Source organism: Geodermatophilus sp. SYSU D00815, assembly GCF_054050035.1.
In genome coordinates this window covers 239,385-264,629 of record NZ_JBJGYO010000003.1, presented here as the reverse complement: position 1 = coordinate 264,629, position 25,245 = coordinate 239,385, and the positions used below count along the sequence as shown (strand labels likewise).

Below are 25,245 nucleotides of genomic sequence, written 5' to 3'. Positions count from 1 at the left end.
GATCCGGGTGTCCAGCTCGGTGTTCAGCGTGCCTCCCTGTCCATCAGGCGGTCGTCCGTCGGGCGGTCGTCCGTCCGGCGGTCGTCCGTCGGGCTCTCCATCGCGTGCAAGGGGAGCCGGGCGCGGACGGTCGTGCCCTCCCCGGCGGCGGTGACGACCTCGAGCGTGCCGCCGAGCTCGGCGGCCCGCTCGCGCATGCTGGTGGTGCCGACCCCGGGCACCGCGTCGTCGGGGACGCCGCGGCCGTCGTCGGTGACCTCGACGACCAGGTCGCCGTCCTCGGCGGTCAGGGTCACCCGGCAGGTCGAGGCCTCGGCGTGCCGGACGGCGTTGGTGACCGCCTCGGTGGCGATCCGGTAGGCGGCGACCTCGACCGCGGCGCGCAGTTCGGGCAGCTCGCCGGCCACGACGGTCACCCGGTCCGGCTCGGGATCGGCGCCGGTCGCCCCGGCCGCCACCGGCATGCGGTAGGCGGCGACGTGCTCGCGCAGCGCGCCGACCAGGCCCAGCTCGTCGAGGGCGGGCGGGCGCAGGTCGTCGACCACCCGGCGGACGGCGGCCACGGTGCGCCGCATCTGGTCGCGCAGCCGCCCGGCCAGGCCGGCCAGCTGCTCGTCGCCGGCGAGCTTGCCGGCCAGCCGCTCCAGCTGCAGCGCCATGCCGGCCAGCTCGGGGCCGACGCCGTCGTGCAGGTCGTGGCGCAGCCGGCGGCGCTCCTCCTCCCGGCCGGCGACGATCCGCTCGCGGCTGGCGGTGAGGTCGGCGACGAGGCCGGCCGCCCAGACGAGGATCGCCGCGCGGCGGGCGACGTCGGCGAACGCCGCTCGCTCGGTGCGCCGCCACCGCTCGCCGGGGTAGCGGTGCGTGACGTGCAGCCGGCCGACGTCGGTGCCCAGTGCGTTCAGCGGCAGGTCGCTGACGTCGCCGTCGTCGCGGCCCGGCCCCTCCGACGCCGCGCTCGGCAGCCGCGGGTCGGCCGGGACGATCGCCACGCGCGGCAGCCGCAGCGCTCGGCGGACCTCCTCGGCCAGCGACTGCAGCGCCTCGGCCGGGCCGCCGGCGAGGTCCAGCGACGTGCCGACCCGGTGCGCCACGGCCAGCGGGTCGCGCCGCTCGCCGTAGAGCAGCCGCTCGACGGCGCGCTGCGCCCGCTCCCACAGCGCGGCGGCGGCCAGCGCGGCGAGGGCGACGACCGCGACGGCGATCCGCCGCTCGCCCGTCGACAGCTCGCCGGCGATCGCGATGACCACGGCGTAGGCGACGACGAGCAGGGCCGACAGCACGGTGAAGACGACGGCGCGGCTGGCGACCAGGCCGACGTCGAACAGGCCGTGCCGGAGGACGGCGATCGCGATCGCGACCGGCACCGCGGCGAACCCCACCGCGAACAGCGCGATCTCGACCGCCCGGGGCACGGCGAGCACGAAGGTGCCGAGCACGCACACGAGCAGCACCGACGCGCCGAGGACCAGCCACTGCAGCTGGGTGCGCTCGGTGCCGGTCGAGCGGCGCATGCGCACGACGAGGGCGGCCACGCCGAGCGGCGCCCCGAGCAGGAAGGTGCCCATGGCGCCGATGCGCAGCGCGTACTCGGGCACCAGCGTGGTCGTGAAGGAGAGGGGGTTGGCCAGCTCCTCGGAGAAGTCCGACGACCGGCGCAGCATCGCCGCCACCGTGGCGGTGGCGGCCAGGGTGACCAGCACCCGGGCGACCGGCCGCCAGCGGGGCGAGGGCAGCTGCCCGGTCGGGAAGTACAGCGGGACCAGCGCGATGATCGCGTAGTACGGGGCGAAGCCCCAGGCGGTGAGCCAGACGGCGAAGCCGCCGAGCGGGCCGTTCGTGCCGTGCTCGAGGGCGGTGCCGACCGCGTAGTCGGCCGAGAGCAGGTACGGGCCGGTGATGACCGTCGTCATCAGCAGCCAGCCGACCTTGTTGCCGGGCTGCCGGCGCAGGACCAGGGCGGCCACCGGCGGGTACAGCAGGCCCAGCATGGCGTCGCCGGGGTCGACGGGGATGCCGTCGCCGAAGACCGCCAGCCCGATCGCCACCGTCGTGCAGACGACGCCGACCAGCGCGAGCAGCCCGGGCACCCAGCGGGGCACCCGGGACGGCTCTGCGGTCGCGCCCGGCACGGCGGACATCCTGCCTGCCGGATCGCCCGCGGCGGCTCGCCGCCACGATCAGCTCACCTGATCGTGACCCGTCCTCCCCGGCGGTGCGCGGCGGGGGAGGAGCCGTCGCGGCGTGGGAGGACGGCGCCGGGGACACCTCCGCCCGGGACTTCGGGACAGCGAGCCCTGGGGCCGGGGACGCGGGGCGGGAGACCTTGTCGGTGCCCTGAACGACCCCCTGGAAGGACATCCGATGACCGCGTCCACCGAGCCGACCGCCGCGGCGGCCGCCCCGCGCACCGAGGTCACGCCCGGCAGCCGGTTCCGCCGGATCGGCGGTGGGCTCTCGCTCATCGCCTCCGGCACGACCGTCTGCGTCAGCCTGGCGATGATCCCGTACGAGAACAACACCGACGCCGAGTACCTGCAGGTCGGCGCCGACCACACCGCGAGCGTCCTGTGGGCCGCCGTCGTCCTGCACTACGGCTACCTGCTGCTCCTGCCCGCCGCGCTCACGCTGGTGCACCTGGCCCGTCGCCGCGCCGCCCGGACCGCCATCGCCGCGATGCTCTTCGCCGGCCTGGGCGCGGGGCTGTCGGGCATCGTCGCCGTCGACTTCTACGACGTCGCGCTGGCCACCACGCTGCCCGCCGACCAGGCGCTGCAGGTCTACGAGGCGGCCGGCGGCTACGCGCAGGGTGCGCTGTTCAACCTGCCGGCGATCATCGGCCTGCTGATCGGCACGAACCTGGCGGTGTTCGCCGCGTGGAAGGCCAAGGCGATCCCGTTCGTGCCGGTGGCGCTGAGCGTCGTCGGCTGGCTGGTGTTCTTCTTCTTCGCCAACGACGCCTGGCTGCCCACCCTGAGCACCGCGCTGGTCGCGATCTCGCTGGCCTGGTGCGGCGTCATCGTCCTGCGGATGCGCGACGAGGCCTGGGACCGCGCCTGATCTGGCAGAGGCGCAGGAGGCCATGCACACGGTTCCGGTCCCCGAACCGCGTGCATGGCCTCCTTCGCCTATCGCGTCGCGGGCTGTCCGGGCGCCAGGCGGGAGAGGTAGGGCGGGAGCTCGCCGGGGTGCACGACCGCCAGCGCCCGGGTGGCGCGGGTGAGCGACACGTACAGGTCGCTGAGACCGCGCACGCCCTCGGCCACGATCCCCGCGGGGTCGACCACCAGGACGGCGTCGAACTCCAGCCCCTTCGCCGCCTCCGGCGGGAGGACGACGGGGCCGGCGGTGAGGTCGGCGGACGCGTCGGCCGAGGTCCCCGGCAGCCGCGCGGCCACCGCCCCGGCGACGGCGGCCAGCCGGCTCGGCGGGGCGAGGACGGCGAGCGTGCCGCCCTCGGCCGCCAGCCGGGCCGCCGCCTCCGCCGCCCGCGCGGGCAGCTCCGCCTCGTCGGCCCGCTCCGCCGTCGGGTGCACCCCCGTCGACCGCACCGACCGGGGCGGCTCGGTCCCGGCACCGCTCGCGGCGAGGACGTCGGCGGCGACCGCCATGATCTCCGCCGGCGTCCGGTAGTTGACGGTCAGCCGCTCGATGCGCCAGTCGGTGCCCAGGTGCGGGCGCAGCATCTCCTCCCACGACGTCGCGCCGGCCGCCGACCCGGTCTGCGCCACGTCGCCGACGACGGTCATCGAGCGGGTGGGCACCCGCCGCAGCACCGTCCGCCAGGCCATCGCCGAGAGCTCCTGGGCCTCGTCGACGACGACGTGGCCGAAGGTCCACGTCCGGTCGTCGGCCGCCCGCTCGGCGGCGGTGCGGGTGTCGACGACGGCCTGGCGCTCGGCGAGCAGCTCCGCGTCGAGCAGGTCGCCGGCCGAGAGGAACTCCGCCTCCTCGTCGACGTCGACGTCGGTCGACTGGGAGCCGAGCAGGATGTCGAGGGTCTCCTGGGCCTGGCGCACCAGCACTTCCCGCTGCCGGTCGGCGCGGGACCGCCGGGTCGGGTCGGCGCCGAGCAGCTCCTCGGCCTCCTCCAGCAGGGGCACGTCGGCCGGCGTCCACGCCGCGCCCGCCGGGCGGTGCAGCAGCGCGCGGTCGGCGTCGGACCAGCCGCGGGTGGCCGCGCGGATCCGCCGCGGCGAGGCGTACAGCTCGGTGAGCAGCCGCTCGGCGGTCAGCCGCGGCCAGAGCCGGTCGATGAGGTCCCGCACCGAGGGCTCGGCGGCCACCTCGGCCCGGAGGTCGTCGAGGTCGTGCCGGCTGAACAGGTTCGCGCCGCCCAGCGGGTCGGCGCCCAGCTGCTCGGCGTAGCGCCGGGCGAGGACGTCGACCACCTCGCGGGCGAACACCGCCCGGCCCTCGTTGTGCAGCCGCCGGCCCGCGCGGCCCCGTGTGCGGGCGGCCTTGGCGTCGGCCGGCCGGAACTCGACCTTGGTGCGGTCGACCACCACGGTCTCGGTCCCCGACGGGAGCTCCTCCCGGTCGCGGACGGCGGCCTTGAGGACGTCGACCATGGCCAGCCGCCCCTTCACCTCGGCCACCTCCGGCGCGTCGGTGCCGGTGGCGGTGAGCCCGGGCCGCAGCGAGGCGAGGTCGCGCAGCAGCACGCCCGTCTCGCCGAGCGAGGGCAGCACGTCGGCGATGTAGCGCAGGAACGTCGTCGACGGCCCGACGACGAGCAGGCCGCTGCGGGCCAGCCGCTCGCGGTGGGTGTAGAGCAGGAAGGCCGCCCGGTGCAGAGCGACCGCCGTCTTGCCCGTGCCCGGCCCGCCCTGGACGACGAGCACGCCCTTGGCGTCGGCGCGGATGATGCGGTCCTGCTCGGCCTGGATGGTCCGCACGATGTCGGTCATCCGGCCGGTGCGCTGCGCGGTGAGCGCGGCCAGCAGGGCCGACTCGCCGGTCAGGCCCGAGGAGGTCGCCGCCGCCGGGTCGTCGGGGTCGAGCACCTCGTCGCTGACACCCACCACCCGGCGCCCGCGCGTGCGGATGTGCCGGCGGCGGGCGACGCCGAGGTCGTTGAGGGCGGTGGCCACGTAGAACGGCTGGGCCGCCGGTGCGCGCCAGTCGACCAGCAGCGGCTCGTCGCCGTCGTCGGCCGGCAGGCCCATCCGGCCGACGTACCGGGCGCCCACCGCGCCGTCGCGCAGGTCGAGCCGGCCGAAGACCAGGCCGCTCTCGGCGGCGTCGATCGCGGCCAGCCGGGCGGTCTGGAAATTGGCCGCCGCCTCCCGCTCGCCGACCGACTGCGGGGTGGTCGGCCGGGTGGCCAGCGCCTCCTTGAGCCGGCGCACGGCCAGCTCGCGGGCCTCGTCGAGCCGCTGGTAGCGGACGGTCACCGCCTCCTGCTCGGCGGCTGGCCCGGGATCGCTCCCGGCCGAGGGGACGACGTCGGATCGAGTCCTCGACAATTCCTGCTCTCTCCGTTAAAATGCCGGAATCCGTGGCTAATAGCGCATTTCTGCGCTGCGCAGCAATTGACCATTGTGCGCACGTCCGCCGCGCCTTGTCACCTGCCCGCCGCGGCATGTCGCGCTACCGTTCGCCCGTGGGCGTCGGTCTGCTGGTCGCGCTGACCCTGCCGGGTCTGGTGCTGCTGCTCGTCGCGGTCGCCGTGCTCGAGCAGCTGGCGGCGCGGGGGGCCCGGCGCGGGCCGCTGTCGCGCCGGCGGCGCTCGGCGCTCACCGCGAGCGGGATGGACGTCTTCTCCGCCGCGCTGGCCCCCGGGCGCGCGGCCGACCTGGAGCAGCAGCGGGTGCGTGAGCTGCGGCGCGACGACGTCGAGGACGGCGCCCCGCCGAACCGGATCGACCTCGACGGCGGCGTGGCCTACCTGTGACGCACGGCATGTGAGCGATCACAACCCGGTCGACCAGCGCATACCCGAGCGCAACGTCGAGGTCACCGGCTCGTCACGTCGGCTTCCTACGGTGGTTCCCGACCGCCACCGAGGGGGATGAGATGAGCACCACGACCACCGAGGAGCGGCAGGCCACCTGGGTCTGCCCGAACTGCCGCGGCGAGACGCGGCCGCCGCGCAAGCGGTGCGCCGACTGCGGCACGTCCCGCTACTGAAAGGACCCCGCTGCCCCCACGCCTCGCACGCTCGGCGCGGGACCCTGCAGCGGGGCCTCCCAGCGGACCTCCTCCCTAGAGCGCCGGGGGAGCACCCCGCAGCCGGACGACGGCGGCCCGGTAGCGCCCGCGGCCGACGAGCCGCCACGCCCACCGGCGCGGAGCGGGCAGGCCCGAGAGCAGCCGGGCGCGGTCCGTGGCGCAGGCGTCCTCCAGGGCGAGACCGAGCACGAGGGTCTGCTCCCGCGGCGAGAGGTCGGAGCGCACGGAGCGGGCGATCCCGGCCCAGACCGAGGCGTCGAGCCGCGCGGCGAGCAGCGGGTGCAGCACCTGCTCCTCCCGGGCGGTCTGCGCGTCGACGGCGTCGGCGAGGTCGAGGCAGGCCATCGCGAAGCTGTCGCGGGCCGGGCAGGTCTCGGCGACGGCCCACTGCCGGGCCGCGGTGGACAGGTCGCGCAGCGCGTGGTCGATCTTCCCGCAGCTGGTCGTCCACTCGGCCACCAGCGCCGGCAGCTCGGCGTCGCCCGGCAGGGCCTGCTGCAGCGCCGGCCACAGCAGTTCGCGCTCGACGCGGTGGTGGTGCAGGAGCACCCGCGCGACGAGGTCGGCGTGCCGGGTCAGGGCCGCGGTGCGGGCCGGCTCGGCGGCGGGCGCCCAGGTGGCCAGCTCGGCCAGCGTGCGCAGCTCGCGCCGCACCAGCTGGTGGAGCACGCGCTGGTGGGCGACGGCACGGCAGGAGGTCGGGCCCGGCGCCGGGGCCGGGCGGGGAGGGGAGCTGGGGAGGACCGCGGTGGCGGTCATGGGGCACCTCGTTCGCGTCGCGTTCTGCTCGTCTCTGGCTCGGAACGGGGAGCACAGTAGGGAGCCCGGTGTCCCGGCCGACAGGGATTTCCGTCCCGTTCCGGCCCGGGACGCCGGAAATCGTCCGGGCGGCGCAGGAGGACGGCCGCAGGCTCCGCCGTGCGGCTGACCGGGCCTCCGCCCCGAGGCGGACGTTCCCGTGCCGCAAGGGTTGTTCCGGCCGCCGTCGGCAACCACGATGGGGCGGTGGACGTCGGAACGCGCAACCGCGTCCGTGCGCGGGGGCTCCCGGCGGGGCGGCCGATGCTGTTCGCCCACGGCTTCGGCTGCGACCAGGAGATGTGGCGCTTCGTCGCCCCGGAGTTCGAGGGGGACCACCGCGTCGTCCTGTTCGACCACGTCGGTTCGGGTGGCTCGGACCTGTCGGCCTACGACTTCGGCAAGTACGGCTCGCTGCGCGGCTACGCCGAGGACGTCGTCGAGATCTGCCGCGAGCTGGACCTGACCGACGTCGTCTTCGTCGGGCACTCGGTGAGCGCGATGATCGGCGTCCTGGCCCTGCAGCGGGCCCCCGAGCTGTTCGGGGCGATGGTCATGATCGGGCCGAACCCGCGCTACGTCGACGACGAGGGCTACGTGGGCGGGTTCAGCCGGCAGGACGTCGCCGACCTGCTCGAGGCGCTCGACAGCAACCACCTCGGCTGGTCGAGGCAGCTGGCGCCGGTGATCATGGGCAATCCCGACCGGCCGGAGCTCACCGAGGAGCTGTCCAACAGCTTCTGCCGCACCGACCCCGACATCGCCCGGCAGTTCGCCCGGGTCACGTTCCTCTCCGACAACCGCGCCGACCTGCCCGGCGTGCGCGTGCCCACCCTCGTGCTGCAGTGCAGCCAGGACGTCATCGCCCCGGACGCCGTCGGTGCGTACGTGCACGCGACCGTCCCCGGGAGCACCCTCACCCGGCTGGCGGCGACCGGCCACTGCCCCCACCTGTCGGCGCCGGAGGAGACCGTCGCCGCGATCAGAGCGTTCCTGGGACCGTGACCGGCGTCGACGTCGGCGGCCGCGACCCGCGGCTCGAGCTGTCCCGCCTGCTCGAGGAGGACCCGGCCGACCTCTACGAGAACGCACCCTGCGGCTACCTGTCCGCGCTGCCCGACGGCACGATCGTCAAGGTCAACCGCACCTTCTGCGCCTGGACCGGCCGGACCGCCCGCGAGGTGCTCGGCAGCCGGTTCCAGGACCTGCTGTCGATCGGCGGGCAGGTCTTCCACGAGACCCACCTCGCGCCGCTGCTGCGCATGCAGGGCGCGGTGCGCGAGATCGCGCTGGACGTCGTCCGGGTCGACGGGTCCGCGCTGCCGTGCCTGCTCAACGCGGTGGAGGTGCGCGACGCGTCCGGCGCCCCGCTGCTCGTGCGGGCGACGCTGTTCGAGGCCACCGCCCGGCGCCGCTACGAGCGGGAGCTGCTCGCCGCCCAGCGCGCCGCGGAGGAGTCCGAGGCCCGCTCGCGGACCCTGCAGGCGGTCGTCTCGGACCTGGCCGCGGCGACGACGGTCGTCGACGTGGCGGCCGTGATCGTCGACCACGGCCGCCACGCCCTGCACGCGCCGGGGGCGGCGCTGCTGCTGCTCGACGAGGCGGCGGCGGAACCGGGGGAGGAGCCGGCGCTGCGCCTGGTCCGGGCCGACGGGCTGACCCGGTCGCTGCTGGAGGAGCTGCGCGCGGCGGCGCGCGGCCGGCTGGCGCTCGAGCTCGCCGGCGGGGTGCGCGCGGTGCCGGTCGACGCCCGGCTGCGGGAGCTCCAGCCGCTGGTCGCCGCCGAGATGGCGGCCGCCGGCCTGACCGACCTGGTCGTCGTCCCGGTGTCGGCGCAGGGCCGGCGCCTCGGCGTGCTGCTGCTCGGGCTGGGCAGCGGCGGCGACGGGCTGCTCAGCCTCGACGAGCCGGCGACCGGCGTGCACCGGCCGCTGCCCGCGGCCGACGTCGACCTGCTGCGGACGCTCGGCCGGCAGGCCGGGCAGGCGCTGGAGCGGGCGCGGCTGCGCGAGGAGGCGACGCGGGCGGCCGAGCGCGCGACGTTCCTGCTGGAGGCGGCGCGGCTGCTGGCCGGGGCGGCCGACGTCACCGACGTGGTCGACCGGCTGGCCGGGCTGGCCGTGCAGCGGCTGGCCGATCTCTGCCTGATCGACCTCGCCACCGACAACGGGGTCACCCGGGTGGCGGCGCGGCACGGCGACCCCGGGCGCCAGCCGCTGGTCGAGGAGCTGCGCACGCGGCACCTGCCGGGGCCCGAGCGGCCGCACCCCGCCACCGAGGCCATGCGGCGGCAGCGCACCCAGTGGATCCCCGAGCTCACCGACGAGGACCTGGGCCGGATCACCGACGACGAGCACCACCTGGCCGTCGTGCGCCGGTTGGGGATCCGCAGCATCGTCAGCGTCCCGCTGGTCGCCGAGGGGCGCGCGCTCGGCGCGCTCACGCTCGGCGCGGACCGCGACCGGTCGGGTTTCACCGCGGCGGACGTCGAGGTCGCCGAGCAGCTGGCCCTGCAGGTGGCGCTGGTCGTCGACCGGGCGCAGCGGTACGAGGTCGACGTCGCCACCTCGCACACGCTGCAGGCCAACCTGCTGCCGCCGCCACCGCCGGCGGTCGAGGGCCTGGCGGTGGCGGTGCGCTACCTGCCGGCGACGCGCGGCGTCGACATCGGGGGCGACTTCTACGACGTCGTCGTCCTGCCCGGCGACGTGGTGGCGCTGGCGGTCGGCGACGTCGTCGGCCACGACATCGCCGCCGCCGCCACGATGGGCCAGCTGCACAGCGTCTACCGGGCGCTGCTGGCCGACCGGCCGTCCCCGAGCGCGGTCATCGACCGGCTGCAGGCCGGCTGGTCGCTGCTCGGGCTGCAGCGGATGGCCACGGCGCTGTTCGGCACGCTGGACCCGGCGACCGGCCGGCTGCGGATCGCCTCCGCCGGCCACCTCGCCCCGGTGCTGGTCACCGACGGGCACGCCGAGCTGCTGCCCGTGCGGCCCGCCCGGCTGCTGGGCGCGCCGCCGGCGCCGGCCCCGGCCGCGGAGTGGGCCGGCGTCCTGCCGCCGGGGGCGACGCTGGTGCTCTACACCGACGGGCTGGTGGAGAGCCGCGACGCCGACCTGGACGCGGGCCTCGACCGGCTGCTCCAGGTGGCCGCGCGGGCCGGCGCCGGGGACCCCGACGAGGTCTGCGACCGGCTGCTCGCCGAGCTGACCGGCCCGTTCCGCGCCGACGACATCGCGCTGCTGGCGCTGACCCGGCTACCCGGTTGAGAAAGGGGGCGCCGGGCGAGGATCGTGGGGGCAGGACGGTTCCGGGGGAGGCGCCATGGAACGCGACGACGCGATAGCTCAGTCCCTCGACGGCGCGACCGGCGACTACGCCGTCTCCGGCGACGCCATGCGCTGGTCGCCCGACCTGGCCGACCAGCCGCACCGCTCGCCGCTGGGCGGCGGGCTGCCCGGGGTCGACGTCGCGGCCGGGCTCGGGTCGGTGCTCGGCCTGGACGCCGCCGGCGTGCGCCGGCTGGTGTCGGGCGCGCTGTTCTCCCTCACCGCCGCCGCCAGCGACGTCGTCAGCGAGCTGCGGCAGCTGACCCGCGGGCCGTCGGCCGAGGAGGACCGGGAGGGCTGACCTCGCACGAGCCGGCCACCCCGCCCTCTGGCAGGGTGCGGGCATGAGCTCGTCCTTGACGCTGGCGCCGGCGCCGCGGTCGGAGGCGGCGGAGCGGGTGCGCGAGGAGGTGCGCGAGTTCCTGGCCGCCGAGCTCGCGGCCGGCTCCTTCGCCACGCACGTCGACACGTGGCTGTCCGGGGTGGACCCCGCCTTCTCCAAGAAGCTCGGTGACCGCGGCTGGCTGGGCATGACCTGGCCGAAGGCCTACGGCGGCCACGAGCGCTCGGCGATGGAGCGCTACGCCGTCACCGAGGAGCTGCTGGCCGTCGGCGCGCCGGTCGCGGCGCACTGGATCGCCGACCGGCAGTCCGGGCCGAACCTGCTGCGCTACGGCACCGAGGCGCAGAAGGCGGGGATCCTCCCGCGCATCGCGGCGGGGGAGTGCTTCTTCGTCATCGGCATGTCCGAGCCCGACTCCGGCTCCGACCTCGCGTCGATCCGCACCCGCGCCACGCGCAACGGCGACGGCGACTGGGTGGTCAACGGCGCGAAGATCTGGACGTCGAACGCCCACCACTCGCACTACGCGATCGTGCTGGTGCGCACCTCGCCGGCCGATCCGGCGAACCGGCACGCCGGCCTGTCGCAGCTGCTGGTCGACCTGTCGCTGCCCGGCATCGGCATCAACCCGATCCGGATCCTCGACGGCGGGCACCACTTCAACGAGGTGGTGTTCGACGACGTCGTCGTCCCCGGCGACATGCTGCTCGGGGTCGAGGGGGAGGGCTGGCACCAGGTGACCGCGGAGCTGGCGTTCGAGCGGTCCGGGCCCGAGCGCTTCCTCTCGACGTACCCGCTGCTGGCCGAGTTCGCCCGGTGGGTGGCCGGGTCGGGCGACGCGGCGGCGGTGGCGACGCTGGGCCGGCTGTCGGCCCGGCTGCTGGCGCTGCGGCAGATGTCGCTGCGGATCGCGGCGGCGCTCGACCGCGGGGAGCTGCCGAACATCCCCGCCGCGCTGGTCAAGGACGTCGGGACGACGTTCGAGGCGGACGTGGTCGACGAGGTCCGCCGGGTGGTGGAGCTGACCCCGTCGCTGGACTCGCCGGACCCGCTGGCCCGGGCGCTGGCCGAGGCGCAGCTGCACGCGCCGGGTTACACGCTGCGCGGCGGGACGAACGAGATCCTCAAGGGGATCGTGGCCCGTGGACTGGGGCTGCGATGACGACAGCGAGTGAGCATCGCAGCGAGGGACGAGCGAGGAGCGGAGCGAGCGCGGAGTCGAGCGAGGGAGCACTGCGGTGAGCGATCAGGACCTGGTGGTCGAGACCGTCCGCGACATCCTCGACGGGCACGAGCCGTTCGTGCTCACGCCGCAGCGGCCGTGGGACGAGGCGCTGTGGGCGGAGCTGGCCGAGGCGGGCCTGACCGGCGTCGGCGTCCCCGAGGAGGCCGGTGGCTCCGGCGGCGAGCTCGCCGACGCCGTGGCCGTCGTCGCCACCCTGGCCGCCGGGGCGGCGGCCGTGCCGGCGGCCGAGCAGCTGCTCGTCGCCGGGCCGGCGCTGGTGGCGGCCGCGGTCGAGCACACCGCGTTCGACCAGCCGCTCACCTTCGCGCTCGCGGACGCGGTGACCACCACGGCGTCGGACGACGGCGACGGCCCGGGGCGGTTCCTCCTCACCGGGACGGCGACCGACGTGCCGTGGGCCGGGGTGGCCGGGCGGGTCGCCCTGCTGGCGCAGCCCCCGGCCGGGCTCGACGGCGCGCTGCTGGCCCTGGTCGACGCCACCGGCCTGGACGCCACCACGGCGGCCAACCTCGCCGGCGAGCCGCGCGGCTCGCTGGTGCTCGACGGCGTCCCGGCCACCGGCGCCGTCCTGACCCCGGCGCAGGCGGCCGGGCTGCGGGCCCGGTTCGCGCTGGCCCGGGCCGTGCAGCTCGCGGCCGCGCTGCGGCAGGTGCTGGCCTGGACCGTGCAGTACGCCGGGGAGCGGCACCAGTTCGGCCGGCCGCTGGGCCGGTTCCAGGCGGTGCAGGTGGAGCTGGCCGAGATGGCCGGCGAGGTCACCGCGGTCGCCGCGCTCGTCGACGCCGCGGTGCAGGCGCTCGACCGCGGCGAGGACCCGGTGCTCGCCGCGGCGGCGGCGAAGGTGCGCGCGGGCGCGGCGGTGGAGGTCGTCGCCCGGCTCGCGCACCAGGTGCACGGCGCGATCGGCTTCACCCAGGAGCACAGGCTGCACCACCTGACCCGCCGGCTGTGGTCGTGGCGGGACGAGGCGGGCAGCGAGCTGCACTGGTCCCGGGTGCTCGGCGGCGGGCTGCTCGCCGGCGGCGCCGACGCCCTCTGGCCCACCCTCACCCGGGTGGTCTGAGCACGCTCGTGCTCTGCATGCCACGGGCATGCAGAGCACGAGCACCCGTCACACGGTCTCCGGCACCCGCAGGTGGTGCAGCACCAGCTCCATCTCGGCCATGCCGGTGATCTCCATGCTCACCGCCCGGGCGAATTCCTCGCGCATCGCCTCGGCCATCGCGTCGGCCTCGCGCATCTTCTCCCGGCTCGCGTAGGTCACCGAGGTCACCGTCCGGCCGGTACCCCGGTCCAGCATGAGGCTGACGCTGCAGAACCCGGGCAGCTCCTCCATGCGCGGCAGCATCACCATGCGGAAGTCCTCGAGGTCGCTGTCCATCTGCTCGGGGCTGCGCTGTCCCCAGATCACCCGCGTGCACGCCCCCTCGGGCGCCTCGTGGAGGCGGTGCATCACCGCGATCTCCCACGCCTGGGTCTCGTAGTCGCCGCCCATGACCTCGGCGGCGCGGCGGCGGTAGTCGACGACGGCCTGCTCCGTGGCGTGCATGGCCGTCTCGTCGGCCCACGCGGAGGTGATGATGCAGCGGCCGCCCTCGCGGTCGCAGAGCATCGACACTCCGACGCAGCCGCTCATCCCCTGCAGGGCCGGCATCACCTCGTCGCGCACGTAGGCGATCTCGTCGTCCATCGCTCGGGCGCTGCCTCGCACGATGGTGGATCGGGCGTACATGCCGCAGCTCCTCTCCCCGGAACGGCGGCGCCCCTGCGGCGTCGCCGCGGGACCCACGATCCTCGCCGGGGGAGGAGCGGGCAACGACCCGTCAGACGAGTTCGGGCACGCGCAGGTGGGCCAGCGCGATGTCGAACTCGTCGACGTCGGTGATGTCGAACCCGTGGCTCGCGGCGAACCGGCTGCGCAGCTCCAGTCCGCGCTCGGCGGAGCGCTCCATCGCCTCGCGGCTCTCGTAGCTCACCGCGGCGACGGCGCGGGCGGTCTCCCGGTCGACGAGCACGCTGACCGCGCAGAACCCGGGCATCCGCTCCAGCTGCGGCGGGATCGTCGTCCGCCACGCGTCGAGGATCCGGTCGAGGGCGCCGCGCTGGGCCTGGCACCAGATCACCCGGGCGCAGGCGCCGTCGCCGGTGTCCCTGACCCGGTGCATCGCGGCGACCTCCCACTGCTCCACCTCGGGTCTCGGCGCCCGCAGGATCTCCGCGCCGCGGGTCCGGGTGTCGCGCAGCGCCTCGCCGCTGGCGCGCACGGCCGCCTCCGTGGCCCACGCCGTCGTGACGATGCAGCGACCGGCCGCCCGGTCGCAGAGCATCGACAGGCCCACGAAGCCGTCCGCGGCCTGCGCCCGGGGCATCACCTCGTCGCGGACGTAGGCGACGAGGTCGTCGACCGCGGCCGGGTCGCCCTGCAGTGTGGTGGATCGGGCGTGCATGCTCCGTCACCTCCCGGACCGGCGACGCCCCTGCGGCACCGCCGCGACGGCCACTGTCCTCGTCCCCGACGGCGGCGGGCAACATGCACGGCATGGCCGGAGCCACGCACACCCACCGCCTCGACCTCGACGACGCCACCGTCCGCGAGTGGGACGCCACGGTGCTCGACGTCGACCCGGAGCGGGGCATCGTGCTCGACCGGTCGGCCTTCTACCCCGGCGGCGGGGGCCAGCCGCCGGACGAGGGCGTGCTGCTGTGGGGCGGGGTGCGCACCCGCATCGCCGGCACCCGCAAGGGCGACGAGCTCTACCTCGTGCCGGTCGAGGGCGACCCGGTGCCGCCGCCGGGGACGGCGGTCCGCGGCGCGCTCGACGACGAGCGGCGGACCGCGCTGATGCGCACGCACTCGGGGCTGCACGTGCTCACCGGCGTCGTCTTCCGCGACTTCGGGGCGCTGGTGACCGGCGGGAACATGGAGCCGCTGACCGCGCGGATGGACTTCGACCTGGCCGAGGTGCCGCCGGACTTCAAGGACCGGGTCGCCGAGGCGGTCAACGCCGAGATCGCCGTCGACCGGCCGATCGAGGTGAAGACGCTGCCGCGCGAGGAGGCGTTCGCGATCCCCGACATCATCCGGACGGCGACCAACCTGCTGCCGCCCGACATCGAGGTCGTGCGGATCGTCGACATCGTCGGCCTCGACACCCAGGCCGACGGCGGCACGCACGTCGCGTCCACGGCGATGGTCGGCCGGGTCGAGGTGGTCAAGATGGAGAACAAGGGCCGCGGTTTCCGCCGGCTGCGCATCCGCGTCGTCTGAGGCCCCGCGGGCTCCCCGCGCGCTGCGGTGGGTAGCGGCGCGCCGCCCGGCGGAACGCCCCGGCCCGGCCCGGTCCCACGGGTCGGGAAGGCTCCTAGCCTGGCTTCGTGCTGCCCGCGCGAGCACGCGTACACCCTCGTGCGACCAGCGGGAGCTCACCATGACCACCACCACCGAGAAGCCCAGCGCAACCCAGGTCACCGGGCTGACGAACCGGGCGTTCCGGCTCCGCCGGCGTCCGTCGGGGCCCCCGTCCGGGGAGGACTACGAGCTCGTCGAGGAGGCGGTCCCGGACCTCGCGCCCGGTCAGGCGCTGGTCCGCACGCTCTACGTGTCCGTCGATCCGACGACCCGGGTCTGGATGAGCGAGTACCCGGCCTACATGCCGGAGGTCCCGCTCGGCGAGGTGATGCGGGCGCTGGGCGTCGGCCAGGTGGTGTCCTCGCGACGGGAGGACCTGCCGACGGGAACCCTCGTGATGGGGTTCACCGGCTGGCAGGACTACTGCGTCACCGACGAGTCCACCCTGATCCCACCGGAGTTCCCCTTCCTCGCGCTGCCCGACCCGCTGCCCGCGCCGCTGACGGCCTTCCTCGGCGTCCTCGCGCACACGGGCCTGACGGCGTGGATGTGCATCGAGCACACCCGCCCGCTGGCCGGGGACACCGTCGTCGTCTCGGCGGCTTCCGGCGCCGTGGGCTCCGTCGCCGGCCAGCTCGCGAAGATCAACGGAGCCCGCGTGGTGGGCGTGTCGGGAGGGCCGGAGAAGTGCCGCCACGTCGTCGAGGACCTCGGCTTCGACGAGTGCGTCGACCGCCTGGCGCCGGACTGGCGGGAGCGGCTGGTGGCGGCCACGCCCGACGGGATCGACGTCGCCGTGGAGAACGTCGGCGGCGAGATCATGGACGCCGTCCTGATGCGGATGAACGTCGGCGCCCGGATCGCCCTGTCCGGGATGATCTCCGGCTACAACAGCTCGTTCCGGGAGGGCCCGGGGCAGGCCGCCGTCATGCAGTTCGTCATGAAGCGCGCCAGCATGCGCGGGTTCCTCGGGTTCGACCACCTCGACCGCTACCCCGAGGTCTCCACCCACCTGGCCGCCCTGATGGCCGTCGGCCGGATCCGCTGCGACGAGACCGTCCTCGAGGGTCTCGAGCGGGCGCCCGAGGCGCTGATGCGGATCATGGACGCCGGCCACGTCGGCAAGGTCGTGGTGCACGTGGCCGATCCCGTGACCACCTGAGCGGGAGCCGCCCGGGAGGCCTGCGTCAGCGGTGGCCGATGCCGCCGGGGCCGTGGTCGGCGGGGACCGTCTCGTCCTCCGGCGGCGGCCCGGGCGGCGTGCCGTCGCCGAACGGCCGGCCGCCGAGCTCCTCGCGCCCGTGCGGGGTCAGCCAGTTCGACGTGTCGGGGCCCTGCGGGACGACCTGCGTCGGGTTGATGTCGGCGTGGACGACGTAGTAGTGCTCCTTGATCTGCGGGAAGTCGATGGTGTCGCCGAAGCCGGGCGTCTGGAACAGGTCGCGGGCGTAGGCCCACAGCACCGGGAACTCGGTCAGCTTCTGCCGGTTGCACTTGAAGTGGCCGTGGTAGACGGCGTCGAAGCGGGCCAGCGTGGTGAACAGCCGGACGTCGGCCTCGGTGATCGAGCCGCCCATCAGGAACCGCCGCGTGGTGAGGCGCTCCTCCAGCCAGTCCAGCGCGGTGAACAGCCGGTCGTAGGCCTTGTCGTAGGCCCGCTGCGAGCCGGCGAAGCCGCAGCGGTACACGCCGTTGTTGACCTCGGTGTAGATGCGCTCCATCACCTCGGCCATCTCCTCGCGCAGCGGCTCGGGGTAGAGGTCCGGCGCGCCGTCGCGGTGGAACGCCGTCCACTCGGTGGAGAGGTCGAGGGTGATCCGGGCGAAGTCGTTGGTGACGACGGCCTTGGTGGGGACGTCGACCATCGCCGGCACCGTGATACCGCGGTCGTAGTGCGGGTCGCGGGCGAGGAAGGCCTCCTGCAGCCGCTCGTAGCCGAGCACGGGGTCCCGGCCGCCGGGGTCCAGGTCGAAGGTCCAGCTGCGCTCGTCGTGCGTGGGCCCGCACATGCCCATGGAGATGACCTTCTCCAGGCCCAGCAGCCGGCGCACGATCACCGCCCGGTTCGCCCACGGGCAGGCCCGCGCGACCACGAGCCGGTAGCGGCCGGCCTCGACCGGCCAGCCGCTCGACCCGTCGGCGGTGATGCGGTCGGTCAGGTAGTTGGAGTCCCGCTCGTACTCGCCGCCGCCGCTGCTGACGTAGCCCGAACCCGTGTTGTCGTCGCTCACGCCCCCACCCTTACCCATCCGGGACGCGCATGCGGTGGACGGCGCGGTATCGAAATCGAGATCGCGGGATCAGGCCGGCACGTCCCGGCGGCGGAACCCGACCAGCGCCGCGGCGCCCAGCGCGAGCGCCACGGCGAGCAGCCCGAGCAGCGGGCCGGCCTCCAGGGCCTCGGCCGGCACCTGCGGCACCCAGCCGAAGGGGGAGAGCCGCACCGCCCACCCCGGCAGCGAGAGCAGCTCGCCGAACATGCCGGCCAGCAGCGCCCACACCAGCACGGCCCAGGCCAGCGGCGCCCACCGCGGCGCCCAGCCCACCAGCGCGGCGGTGAGCCCGGCCAGGACGAGCACCGCCGGCAGCTGGACCAGGGCCGCCCCGAGCTGCCGGCCGAACTGGCCGGCGTCGCCGATCACCCCGGCGGCGGCCAGCCCGCCGGCCGCGCCGGCGACCAGCAGCAGGAGCGCGGCGGCGCCCCCGGCGACCCCCAGCGTGGCGCCGGCGTAGCGCCGCCGGTCCAGGGCGGTCGACAGCAGCAGCTCGGCCCGGCCGCCGGTCTCCTCGCCGCGCAGCCGCAGCACCGAACCCACGGCGAAGCCGCCGGCGAGCAACCCGTGGTAGAGGGCCGCGACCGCCGAGAAGGAGTCGGCCGGGTCGGCGCCGCCCGCGGCGAACACCTCGGCCAGCTGCGGGTTGCCGGCGATCATGTCGGTCACCTGGTCGGTCAGCGAGCCGAAGGACAGGGCGAGGACGAGCAGCCCGGCCGCCCACCCGGCGACGGCGCCGCGCTGCAGCCGGGCGGCCAGCCCCACCGGTCCGGAGAGCGACGCCGCGGCCTCGGCCGGCCCGCGGCGGGGGGCGAACACGCCGGCCCCGACGTCGCGCCGCGCGGTCAGCCGGGCGGCGACGGCGAGCAGGACGGCGATCAGCGCGACCGACAGCAGCAGCGGCCACCACCGCAGGTCGACGAAGGCGCGGGTCTGCTGGGCCCAGGCGATCGGCGAGAACCACGACAGCGGGCTGCCGCCGGTCTGCAGGACGTCGCCGATCCCGCGGACCAGGACGGCGGCCAGCAGCACCCCCAGGGCCGCCCCGGACGCCGCCCGGCCGGTCTGGAACAGCTGCGCGGTCACCGCGGCCACGGCGCCGAAGACCATCCCGGTGAGCGCGAACCCGGCGGCCAGCGCGAGCGACCCGGCCGTGCCCAGCCCGGCGCCGAGCAGCCCGGCCGCGACGACGACGGCGATCGCGACGTTCGCGGCGGCCATGAGGGCCAGCGCCGTGGTCAGCGGGGTGCGCCGGCCGACCGCGCCCGACAGCAGCAGCTCGGTGCCGCCGCTCTCCTCCTCGGCGCGGGTGTGCCGGACGACCAGGAGGATCGACATGACCGCGACCGCGACCATGACCGACAGCCCCAGCTCGTTGGCGACCATCGCGCCGGTCGTGTAGTCGTCGACGCCGAACGCCGGCCCGGTGAACAGGATGCCGGCGGGGGTGTCGACGGCGGCGGCCCGCGCCTGCCGGTCGGCCGCGGTGGGGTAGACCGAGGTGAGGGCGACCGCGGCGTAGACGGTGAGCAGCCCGAGCGCGACCACCCAGATCAGCAGCCGGCGGCGGTCGCGGCGCAGCCCCACCCGCAGCAGCGCCCCGGTGCCCGCGTAGGCGGGGGCGGTCATCGCCGTCCCACCGTCTCGAGCTCGGCGAGCTCGTCGCCGTAGTGCTGCAGGAACAGCTGCTCCAGCGACGGCGGGGCGCAGGTGAGGCTGGACAGCCCCAGGCCGGTCAGCGCGCCGGTGACCGCGTCGAGGTGGTCGTTGTCGACCAGGAACGTCACCCGGTGGCCGTCGGCGGAGAAGTCGTGCACCCCGGTCAGCCCGGCCAGCGGCGCCGGGTCGGCGCGGGTGACGGCGGTGACGGTGTTGCGGGTCAGGTGCCGCAGCTGGGCCAGCGTGCCGCTCTCCACCGTGCGGCCGCCACGGATGATCGTCACGGTGTCGCAGAGCTTCTCGACCTCGGCGAGGATGTGGCTGGACAGCAGCACCGAGCGGCCCTCGGCCTTCGCCTCGCGGACGCACTCGGTGAACACCGCCTCCATCAGCGGGTCCAGCCCGCTGGTCGGCTCGTCGAGCAGCAGCAGCTCGACGTCCGCGGCGAGCGCCGCGACCAGCGCGACCTTCTGCCGGTTGCCCTTGGAGTACGTGCGCGCCCTCTTGGTGGGGTCGAGCTCGAAGCGCTCGAGCAGCTCGGCCTTGCGCCGGCCGTCGTGCCGCCCGCGCAGCCGCAGCAGCAGGTCGACGACCTCCCCGCCGGTCAGGTTCGGCCACAGCGGGACGTCGCCGGGCACGTAGGCCAGCCGGCGGTGCAGCTCGACGGCGTCGCGCCAGGGGTCGGCGCCCAGCAGCCGGGCGGTGCCGCCGTCGGCCCGGAACAGGCCCAGCAGGATCCGCAGCGTCGTCGATTTGCCGGCCCCGTTGGGGCCGAGGAAACCGGCGACCTGGCCGGGCCCGACGGTCAGCTCCAGGCCGTCGAGCGCGCGGACGTCGCCGAAGCTCTTGGTCAGGCCGCGGATCTCCACCGCGTTCGGGGACGTGGCGTTCATGGGCGGTTCTCCTCGAGGTGCTGCACGTAGGCGTCGAGCAGGGACGGATCGGTGAGCAGGCCCTCGGTGAACAGCTCGAGGGCGGGGAGGGAGTGCGTCGTCGCGTAGGCCTGCAGGGTGGCGCGGTAGTCGCCGTCGACCGGCGGGTGGCGGAGGGCGAAGACCAGGACGGCGCCGAGTCCGACGTCGACCAGGAAGGCGGCCCGGGCGGCGGGGTCGCGGCTGGGTCTCATGCGGCCGGCCGCCACCGCCTCGCCCAGGTACTGCTCGGCGTCCTCGGTCATCCGCCGCAGCAGGGTGGCCGCCAGGTCGCCGCCGGCCAGCAGCGCCTGCACCAGGTAGCCGACCATCGGCGCGTACTCCTCGACGGCGGCGAAGTAACCCAGCCACTCGGCGGGCGAGCCGGAGGTGAAGGCGTCGGTCTCGGTCTCCCGGATCACCTGCAGCACGTGCTCGTCGCAGGCCGCGCGCAGGTTCTCCTTCGAGCCGAAGTGGTGGATGACCAGGCCGGGGCTCACGCCGGCGTCGGCGGCGATGGCCCGCACCGAGGCGCCGAAGCCCTCCGCGCCGAACCGGCGGATGGCCGCGTCGCGGATCCGTGCCCGGCCGGTGAGGTCGTCGGCGACTGAACGCATGTTCAGCAGACTAGACGCGCGTTCAGTCGCCCGTCAACGGCCGCGCGACTTCTGCGCTCTCGGGCCTTTCAGGGCCGCAGAAGGCCCGAGATCGCAGAAGCCGCGTCGTGCCTGTGGACGACGTCAGCGCCGGTCCGCTCGCTGCCGCCAGCCTGCGCCGGTGCCTCGACGTCGTGTCCCGTCCCGCCTCGCCGGACCCGCCACCCGCGCCGACGCGGTCGCCGCCGGTCTGACCGACCACCACCTGCGCCACCACGACGTCCGCCGGCTGTCCCGCGACACCTACCTGCCCGCCGGCGACGTCCCCGACCTGCGCCTCCGGCTGCCCGCAGTCCTGCTGACCGCGCCTCCCGGGGCGGTGGTGAGCCACCACACGGCCGCGGCCATGTGGAAGGTCGAGATCCCGCTCGTCACGACCGACGGCCCGGTCCACCTCACGGTGCCGCCCGCCTCCGGTGCCCGGAACCGGCGTGACCGGCAGCTGCACCGGGCCGATCTACCGCTCGAGGACGTCGAGCGGCGGTGGGGGATCGCGGTCACCACGCCGGCTCGGACCTGGCGGGACCTGGCCGGCGTGCTGGAGTCCGCGCACCTGCTCGCGGTGACCGACCAGCTGCTCGACGTCCTCTGCACCGTCGAGGAACTGGAGCGGGCGTTGGCGCGGCGACCAGGCGGTCGCGGCGCCGCCCGCGCGCGCCGGGTGCTGCCCGTGGCCGATCCGCAGGTCGACTCGCCGATGGAGTCCGTCCTCCGCTGGCTGCTGCACGAGGCCGGTCTCCCGCGACCCGTGCTCCAGTTCCGCGCCACCGACGGCGAGGGCCGGCGGATCGGTTTCGGCGACCTGGCGTGGCCCGATCGCCGCGTGCTGATCGAGTTCGACGGCGACGTGCACCGCGAACGCGACGTCTTCGTGCGCGACCTGCGGCGGCAGAACCGGCTGGTCCTCGAGGGCTGGACGGTGCTGCGGTTCACGTCGGCCGACGTCCTCGGCCGGCCCGCCGCGGTCGTCACCGTGGTCCGTCGGGCCCTCGGCCTGTGACTTCTGCGATCTCGGGCCTTTCGGGAGGGTGAAAGGCCCGAGATCGCAGAAGTCGCCGGGACCTGAGGCCCTAGAGGAGGCGGCCGAGGGTGAGGTCGTCGGCGTGGCCGCCGAAGTACTCGTCGAGCACCTGGCCGAACACCGGGTCGCCGTCGGCGGCGGCGAAGAGGGTCATCGACGAGCGCAGCTTCTGCGCGTCGACCGACCCGAGGACGGCGACGGCGTCGCGACCGGGCAGCTCCAGCAGCGCCCGCGCGCACTCGACCAGCCGCGGCCCGAGCACCGGGTGGGCGAGGTAGGCCTGCGCCTCGTCGAGGTCGGCGATCGCGTAGCGCTGCGCGGTCTCGCTGCGGCCGAGGCCCGCGACCTGCGGGAAGACGAACCACATCCAGTGGCTGCGCTTGCGGCCGGCGCGCAGCTCGGCCAGCGCCTGCTCGAACACGCCGCCGTCCTGGGCGGAGAGGAATCTGGAGAGATCTGCGCTCATCTGTCGATCCGGCCGTCGTCCGTTCGTGTAGGAGGTGAGCCGGCAGGGAGCCGGCGCTCGAGGAGGAGACCAGCGATGGCCCAGTACCTGATCAGCATGTACCAGCCCGACGGTGTCGTCCCGCCGCCGGAGTTCCTGGCGCCGGTCATGGCGAAGCTCGGCGAGCTGCAGCGGGAGATGGAGGCGGCCGGGGCGTGGGTGTTCGCCGGCGGGCTGCACGACGCCAGCACCGCCACCGTCCTGCTCACCAAGGACGACGGCGAGGTGCTGATCACCGACGGCCCGTACACCGAGGGCAAGGAGCACCTCGGCGGGTTCACCGTGGTGGAGGCCCCCGACCTCGACGGCGCGCTGCACTGGGCGCGCCGGCAGGCGGAGATCACCGGCCTGCCCCTGGAGGTCCGGCCGTTCCGGGAACGCTTCGAGTGACCGACGCCGCGGAGGTCGCGCGGGTGTTCCGCGAGGAGCACGGCCGCGCGGTGGCCGTCCTGACCCGCGTCCTCGGCGACCTCGACCTCGCCGAGGACGCGGTGCAGGACGCGTTCGAGAAGGCCCTCGAGCGCTGGCCCGCGCAGGGCCTGCCGCCCAGCCCGGCCGGCTGGATCCTCACCACCGCCCGGAACCGGGCGATCGACCGCCTCCGGCGGGAGGCGAGCCGCGACGACCGGCACGCGCAGGCCGCGCTGCTGCACGTCCAGGAGGAGCGGGAGGAGGGACCGGTGCCCGACGACCGGCTGCGGCTGATCTTCACCTGCTGCCACCCCGCGCTGGCCCCGGCCGCGCGGGTCGCGCTCACCCTGCGGCTGCTCGGCGGCCTGACGACGGCGGAGATCGCCCGCGCCTTCCTCGTGCCGGAGGCGACCATGGCGCAGCGCCTGGTGCGGGCCAAGAACAAGATCAGGGCGGCTCGCATCCCGTACCGCGTGCCCGACGAGGCCGAGCTGCCCGACCGGCTGCGGACCGTGCTCGCCGTCGTCTACCTCGTCTACACCGAGGGGCACACCGCGACCTCCGGCGACCGGGCGGTGCGCGACGACCTGCGCGCCGAGGCGATCCGGCTGGGCCGGCTGCTCGCCCGGCTCATGCCCGACGAGCCCGAGGCGCTCGGCCTGCTCGCGCTCATGCTGCTGGTCGAGTCGCGGCAGCCGGCGCGGGTCGGCCCGGACGGCGACCTGGTGCTGCTGGCCGACCAGGACCGCGCGCGCTGGGACCGGGCGCTGATCACCGAGGGGCAGCAGCTCGTGCGCCGCTGCCTGCGCCGCAACCGGCCCGGCCCGTACCAGGTGCAGGCGGCGATCAACGCCGTCCACTCCGACGCCACGACCGCCGCCGACACCGACTGGGGCCAGATCGTGCAGCTCTACGACCAGCTGCTGGCCCTCACCCCGACGCCGGTCGTGGCGCTCAACCGAGCGGTGGCCGTGGCGGAGCTGCGCGGTCCGGCCGAGGGGCTGCGGCTGGTCGAGCGGCTGGACCTCGGCGGCTACCACCTGTTCCACGCCGTCCGCGCCGACCTGCTGCGCCGCCTCGGGCGGGACGACGACGCCGTCCGGGCCTACGGGCGGGCGCTGGAGCTGGTGGTCAACCCGGCCGAGCGCGCCCTGCTGGCCCGCCGCCGGGCCGCCCTCCGGCGGTGACCGCGGGTCAGCCGCGCAGCGCGGCCTCGACCCGCCCGGACACGGCCAGCAGCGTGGCGTCGTCGCCGGGCAGCGCCTCCAGCGACATGCCGATCGGCAGGCCCGCGGCGGTGGCGCCCGCGGGCAGCGAGACGGCCGGCATGCCGGCGGTGGAGCCCGGCCCGGTGTTGCGGATCGTGGTGAGGAAGACCGGCACCTGGCGGCCGTCGAGCTCGGTGGTCTCGTCGTCGCCGAGCGGCGGAGCCGGCAGCGGCACGGTCGGGTAGACGAGGGCGTCGAGCCGCTCCCCGCCCTGCGGCCGCAGCGCCGCGGCGTAGGCGGCCCGAAGCCGCTCCCGGGTGGCCACCGCCTCCCGGTAGACCTCGTCGGTGAACGAGCCGCCGGCGGCGAGCTCGAGCGCCGCGCGGACGTCGGGCGAGGCCACCTGCGCGAGGACGTCGGAGAAGGTCAGCTCCCGCTCCGGGCCGGGCAGGGTGGCGAGGTACGCCGGCAGGTCCTCGGCGATCTCGAAGAAGACGATGGGGAAGCCGCACTCGGCGTCGAGGTCGTGCGCGCCGGCGACGTCGACCTCGACGAGCTGCACGCCCGCGCCGGCGAGCCGGTCGAGCGCCTGCTCGGCGCAGGCGGCCACCTCGGGGTGCAGGGCGTCGAAGTAGCCGCGGCGGGGCACCCCCAGCCGGAGCGGCCGGTCCGGCGGCCCCGCCACCGGGGTGCCGGTCACCAGGGAGTCCACCAGCGCGACGTCGGCGACGGTCGTCGCGAAGACCCCCGCCGTGTCGCGGGTGCGGGAGATGGGGACGACGCGGTCGATGCCCCAGCGGCCGACCGTCGGCCGCCAGCCGACCACCCCGCAGTGGGCCGCCGGCACCCGCATCGACCCGCCGGTGTCGGTGCCCAGCGCGATCGGGACGACGCCGGTGGCCACCGCGACCGCCGACCCGCCCGAGGACCCGCCGGCCGACCGGCTGCGGTCGTGCGGGTTGCGCACCGGCCCGAACGCGGCGTTGTTGCTGGTGATCCCCAGGGCCAGCTCGTGCAGGTTGGTCTTGCCGACCACCGCCGCGCCGGCCGCGCGCAGCCGCTCGACGGCCAGGTGGTCGCGGCCCGGTCGGGACCCAGCGAGCGCCGGGGTGCCGCCGGAGGTGGGGAAGTCGGCGGTGTCGAGGTTGTCCTTGACGGCCAGCGGGACGCCGGCCAGCGGCCCGTCACCGCCCTCGGCCCGGTCGGCCACGTGCAGGAACGCGCCGAGGTCGGCGATCGCCCGTGCCCGCTCGATCGCCTCCTGCACCGACGGGGACGAGCGCAGCGACGACGTCATGCCGCCACCTTCCCCCAGATCCGCCCCGCCGTGCGAGAGTGCGGCGCTCGCCGGCGCACAGGGAG

Annotated in this window: 23 protein-coding genes; 12 read left to right on the top strand and 11 right to left on the bottom strand. The window is 75.7% G+C overall.

The genetic code is table 11. From position 1 onward, the window contains the following. Positions 1 to 23: 23 nt before the first annotated feature. Positions 24 to 2,132, bottom strand: coding sequence for a sensor histidine kinase (locus tag ACI78S_RS05830; protein WP_456971282.1), 2,109 nt, complete (start codon positions 2,130 to 2,132; stop codon positions 24 to 26). Between the two features lie 232 nt (positions 2,133 to 2,364). On the opposite strand from ACI78S_RS05830, the gene ACI78S_RS05825 reads away from it, so the two are divergent. Further along, a complete protein-coding gene (locus ACI78S_RS05825) occupies positions 2,365 to 3,060 on the top strand; it encodes a hypothetical protein (protein ID WP_456971281.1) in 696 nt (231 codons plus the stop codon). A 68-nt stretch (positions 3,061 to 3,128) separates the two neighbouring features. On the opposite strand, the gene ACI78S_RS05820 is transcribed toward ACI78S_RS05825, so the two are convergent. Then, positions 3,129 to 5,396, bottom strand: coding sequence for a HelD family protein (locus ACI78S_RS05820; RefSeq protein ID WP_456971280.1), 2,268 nt, complete (start codon positions 5,394 to 5,396; stop codon positions 3,129 to 3,131). A gap of 209 nt (positions 5,397 to 5,605) precedes the next feature. Between ACI78S_RS05820 and ACI78S_RS05815 the strand changes: the two genes are divergently transcribed. Further along, positions 5,606 to 5,896, top strand: coding sequence for a DUF6191 domain-containing protein (locus ACI78S_RS05815; RefSeq protein ID WP_456971279.1), 291 nt, complete (start codon positions 5,606 to 5,608; stop codon positions 5,894 to 5,896). A 311-nt stretch (positions 5,897 to 6,207) separates the two neighbouring features. Here the strand turns inward: ACI78S_RS05815 and ACI78S_RS05810 are convergent, their stop codons facing one another. Further along, a complete protein-coding gene (locus ACI78S_RS05810; protein WP_456971278.1) occupies positions 6,208 to 6,933 on the bottom strand; it encodes a hemerythrin domain-containing protein in 726 nt (241 codons plus the stop codon). Between the two features lie 246 nt (positions 6,934 to 7,179). On the opposite strand from ACI78S_RS05810, the gene ACI78S_RS05805 reads away from it, so the two are divergent. From ACI78S_RS05805 to ACI78S_RS05785, 5 genes are all read left to right on the top strand, one after another. Beyond that, positions 7,180 to 7,977 carry an alpha/beta fold hydrolase gene (locus ACI78S_RS05805; RefSeq protein WP_456971277.1) on the top strand — a complete coding sequence of 266 codons (798 nt, stop codon included), beginning with the start codon at positions 7,180 to 7,182 and terminating at the stop codon, positions 7,975 to 7,977. Next, a complete protein-coding gene (locus ACI78S_RS05800; protein WP_456971276.1) occupies positions 7,974 to 10,241 on the top strand; it encodes a SpoIIE family protein phosphatase in 2,268 nt (755 codons plus the stop codon). Before ACI78S_RS05805 ends, ACI78S_RS05800 begins: the two co-directional genes overlap by 4 nt. 55 nt (positions 10,242 to 10,296) lie before the next feature. Beyond that, positions 10,297 to 10,602, top strand: coding sequence for a hypothetical protein (locus tag ACI78S_RS05795; RefSeq protein ID WP_456971275.1), 306 nt, complete (start codon positions 10,297 to 10,299; stop codon positions 10,600 to 10,602). A 43-nt stretch (positions 10,603 to 10,645) separates the two neighbouring features. After that, positions 10,646 to 11,806 (top strand): acyl-CoA dehydrogenase family protein, encoded by a 1,161-nt coding sequence (locus tag ACI78S_RS05790; RefSeq protein ID WP_456971274.1) that lies wholly within the window; start codon positions 10,646 to 10,648, stop codon positions 11,804 to 11,806. 76 nt (positions 11,807 to 11,882) lie between these two features. Continuing rightward, entirely contained in the window at positions 11,883 to 12,953 is a 1,071-nt protein-coding gene (locus ACI78S_RS05785) for an acyl-CoA dehydrogenase family protein (protein WP_456971273.1), read from the top strand. A gap of 48 nt (positions 12,954 to 13,001) precedes the next feature. Here ACI78S_RS05785 and ACI78S_RS05780 read toward each other — a convergent pair whose 3' ends face one another. Continuing rightward, complete coding sequence (locus ACI78S_RS05780) at positions 13,002 to 13,580, bottom strand: hypothetical protein (protein ID WP_456971272.1); 579 nt, start codon at positions 13,578 to 13,580, stop codon at positions 13,002 to 13,004. A 133-nt stretch (positions 13,581 to 13,713) separates the two neighbouring features. Beyond that, a complete protein-coding gene (locus ACI78S_RS05775; RefSeq protein ID WP_456971271.1) occupies positions 13,714 to 14,337 on the bottom strand; it encodes a hypothetical protein in 624 nt (207 codons plus the stop codon). Between the two features lie 92 nt (positions 14,338 to 14,429). Here ACI78S_RS05775 and ACI78S_RS05770 point away from each other — a divergent pair, with 92 nt between their 5' ends. Continuing rightward, a complete protein-coding gene (locus tag ACI78S_RS05770; RefSeq protein ID WP_456971270.1) occupies positions 14,430 to 15,158 on the top strand; it encodes an alanyl-tRNA editing protein in 729 nt (242 codons plus the stop codon). 160 nt (positions 15,159 to 15,318) lie between these two features. Beyond that, positions 15,319 to 16,401, top strand: a complete 1,083-nt coding sequence (locus ACI78S_RS05765) for an NADP-dependent oxidoreductase (RefSeq protein WP_456971269.1) — start codon at positions 15,319 to 15,321, stop codon at positions 16,399 to 16,401. Between the two features lie 25 nt (positions 16,402 to 16,426). Here the strand turns inward: ACI78S_RS05765 and ACI78S_RS05760 are convergent, their stop codons facing one another. The 4 genes from ACI78S_RS05760 to ACI78S_RS05745 all read right to left on the bottom strand — a co-directional run bounded on the left by ACI78S_RS05760 (position 16,427) and on the right by ACI78S_RS05745 (position 20,699). Next, positions 16,427 to 17,470: a glutathione S-transferase family protein gene (locus tag ACI78S_RS05760; RefSeq protein WP_456971268.1), complete on the bottom strand. Its 1,044-nt coding sequence runs from the start codon at positions 17,468 to 17,470 to the stop codon at positions 16,427 to 16,429. Positions 17,471 to 17,539: 69 nt separating this feature from the next. Further along, a complete protein-coding gene (locus ACI78S_RS05755) occupies positions 17,540 to 19,141 on the bottom strand; it encodes an ABC transporter permease (RefSeq protein WP_456971267.1) in 1,602 nt (533 codons plus the stop codon). Continuing rightward, a complete protein-coding gene (locus ACI78S_RS05750; protein ID WP_456971266.1) occupies positions 19,138 to 20,064 on the bottom strand; it encodes an ATP-binding cassette domain-containing protein in 927 nt (308 codons plus the stop codon). Before ACI78S_RS05750 ends, ACI78S_RS05755 begins: the two co-directional genes overlap by 4 nt. Then, positions 20,061 to 20,699, bottom strand: a complete 639-nt coding sequence (locus ACI78S_RS05745) for a TetR family transcriptional regulator (protein ID WP_456971265.1) — start codon at positions 20,697 to 20,699, stop codon at positions 20,061 to 20,063. Before ACI78S_RS05745 ends, ACI78S_RS05750 begins: the two co-directional genes overlap by 4 nt. Positions 20,700 to 20,859: 160 nt before the next feature. Between ACI78S_RS05745 and ACI78S_RS05740 the strand changes: the two genes are divergently transcribed. After that, positions 20,860 to 21,738, top strand: coding sequence for a DUF559 domain-containing protein (locus ACI78S_RS05740; protein WP_456971264.1), 879 nt, complete (start codon positions 20,860 to 20,862; stop codon positions 21,736 to 21,738). A gap of 70 nt (positions 21,739 to 21,808) precedes the next feature. Here the strand turns inward: ACI78S_RS05740 and ACI78S_RS05735 are convergent, their stop codons facing one another. Continuing rightward, positions 21,809 to 22,225 (bottom strand): DUF1810 domain-containing protein, encoded by a 417-nt coding sequence (locus ACI78S_RS05735; protein ID WP_456971263.1) that lies wholly within the window; start codon positions 22,223 to 22,225, stop codon positions 21,809 to 21,811. A gap of 75 nt (positions 22,226 to 22,300) precedes the next feature. Between ACI78S_RS05735 and ACI78S_RS05730 the strand changes: the two genes are divergently transcribed. Both ACI78S_RS05730 and ACI78S_RS05725 read left to right on the top strand, forming a co-directional pair. After that, positions 22,301 to 22,654, top strand: coding sequence for a YciI family protein (locus ACI78S_RS05730; RefSeq protein ID WP_456971262.1), 354 nt, complete (start codon positions 22,301 to 22,303; stop codon positions 22,652 to 22,654). Further along, positions 22,651 to 23,862, top strand: coding sequence for an RNA polymerase sigma factor (locus ACI78S_RS05725; protein ID WP_456971261.1), 1,212 nt, complete (start codon positions 22,651 to 22,653; stop codon positions 23,860 to 23,862). The genes ACI78S_RS05730 and ACI78S_RS05725 overlap by 4 nt, the downstream gene beginning before the upstream one ends. Before the next feature lie 7 nt (positions 23,863 to 23,869). Here the strand turns inward: ACI78S_RS05725 and ACI78S_RS05720 are convergent, their stop codons facing one another. After that, entirely contained in the window at positions 23,870 to 25,180 is a 1,311-nt protein-coding gene (locus ACI78S_RS05720; protein ID WP_456971260.1) for an amidase family protein, read from the bottom strand. Positions 25,181 to 25,245: the final 65 nt, after the last annotated feature.

Bases quoted from the DNA above. Each gene is read 5' to 3' on its own strand.
- ACI78S_RS05825 (WP_456971281.1), top strand. From the start codon at position 2,365: ATGACCGCGTCCACCGAGCCGACCGCCGCGGCGGCCGCCCCGCGCACC.
- ACI78S_RS05810 (WP_456971278.1), bottom strand. From the start codon at position 6,933: ATGACCGCCACCGCGGTCCTCCCCAGCTCCCCTCCCCGCCCGGCCCCG.
- ACI78S_RS05795 (WP_456971275.1), top strand. From the start codon at position 10,297: ATGGAACGCGACGACGCGATAGCTCAGTCCCTCGACGGCGCGACCGGC.
- ACI78S_RS05790 (WP_456971274.1), top strand. From the start codon at position 10,646: ATGAGCTCGTCCTTGACGCTGGCGCCGGCGCCGCGGTCGGAGGCGGCG.
- ACI78S_RS05780 (WP_456971272.1), bottom strand. From the start codon at position 13,580: ATGGACGACGAGATCGCCTACGTGCGCGACGAGGTGATGCCGGCCCTG.
- ACI78S_RS05775 (WP_456971271.1), bottom strand. From the start codon at position 14,337: ATGCACGCCCGATCCACCACACTGCAGGGCGACCCGGCCGCGGTCGAC.
- ACI78S_RS05770 (WP_456971270.1), top strand. From the start codon at position 14,430: ATGGCCGGAGCCACGCACACCCACCGCCTCGACCTCGACGACGCCACC.
- ACI78S_RS05765 (WP_456971269.1), top strand. From the start codon at position 15,319: ATGACCACCACCACCGAGAAGCCCAGCGCAACCCAGGTCACCGGGCTG.
- ACI78S_RS05755 (WP_456971267.1), bottom strand. From the start codon at position 19,141: ATGACCGCCCCCGCCTACGCGGGCACCGGGGCGCTGCTGCGGGTGGGG.
- ACI78S_RS05750 (WP_456971266.1), bottom strand. From the start codon at position 20,064: ATGAACGCCACGTCCCCGAACGCGGTGGAGATCCGCGGCCTGACCAAG.
- ACI78S_RS05745 (WP_456971265.1), bottom strand. From the start codon at position 20,699: ATGCGTTCAGTCGCCGACGACCTCACCGGCCGGGCACGGATCCGCGAC.
- ACI78S_RS05735 (WP_456971263.1), bottom strand. From the start codon at position 22,225: ATGAGCGCAGATCTCTCCAGATTCCTCTCCGCCCAGGACGGCGGCGTG.
- ACI78S_RS05730 (WP_456971262.1), top strand. From the start codon at position 22,301: ATGGCCCAGTACCTGATCAGCATGTACCAGCCCGACGGTGTCGTCCCG.
- ACI78S_RS05720 (WP_456971260.1), bottom strand. From the start codon at position 25,180: ATGACGTCGTCGCTGCGCTCGTCCCCGTCGGTGCAGGAGGCGATCGAG.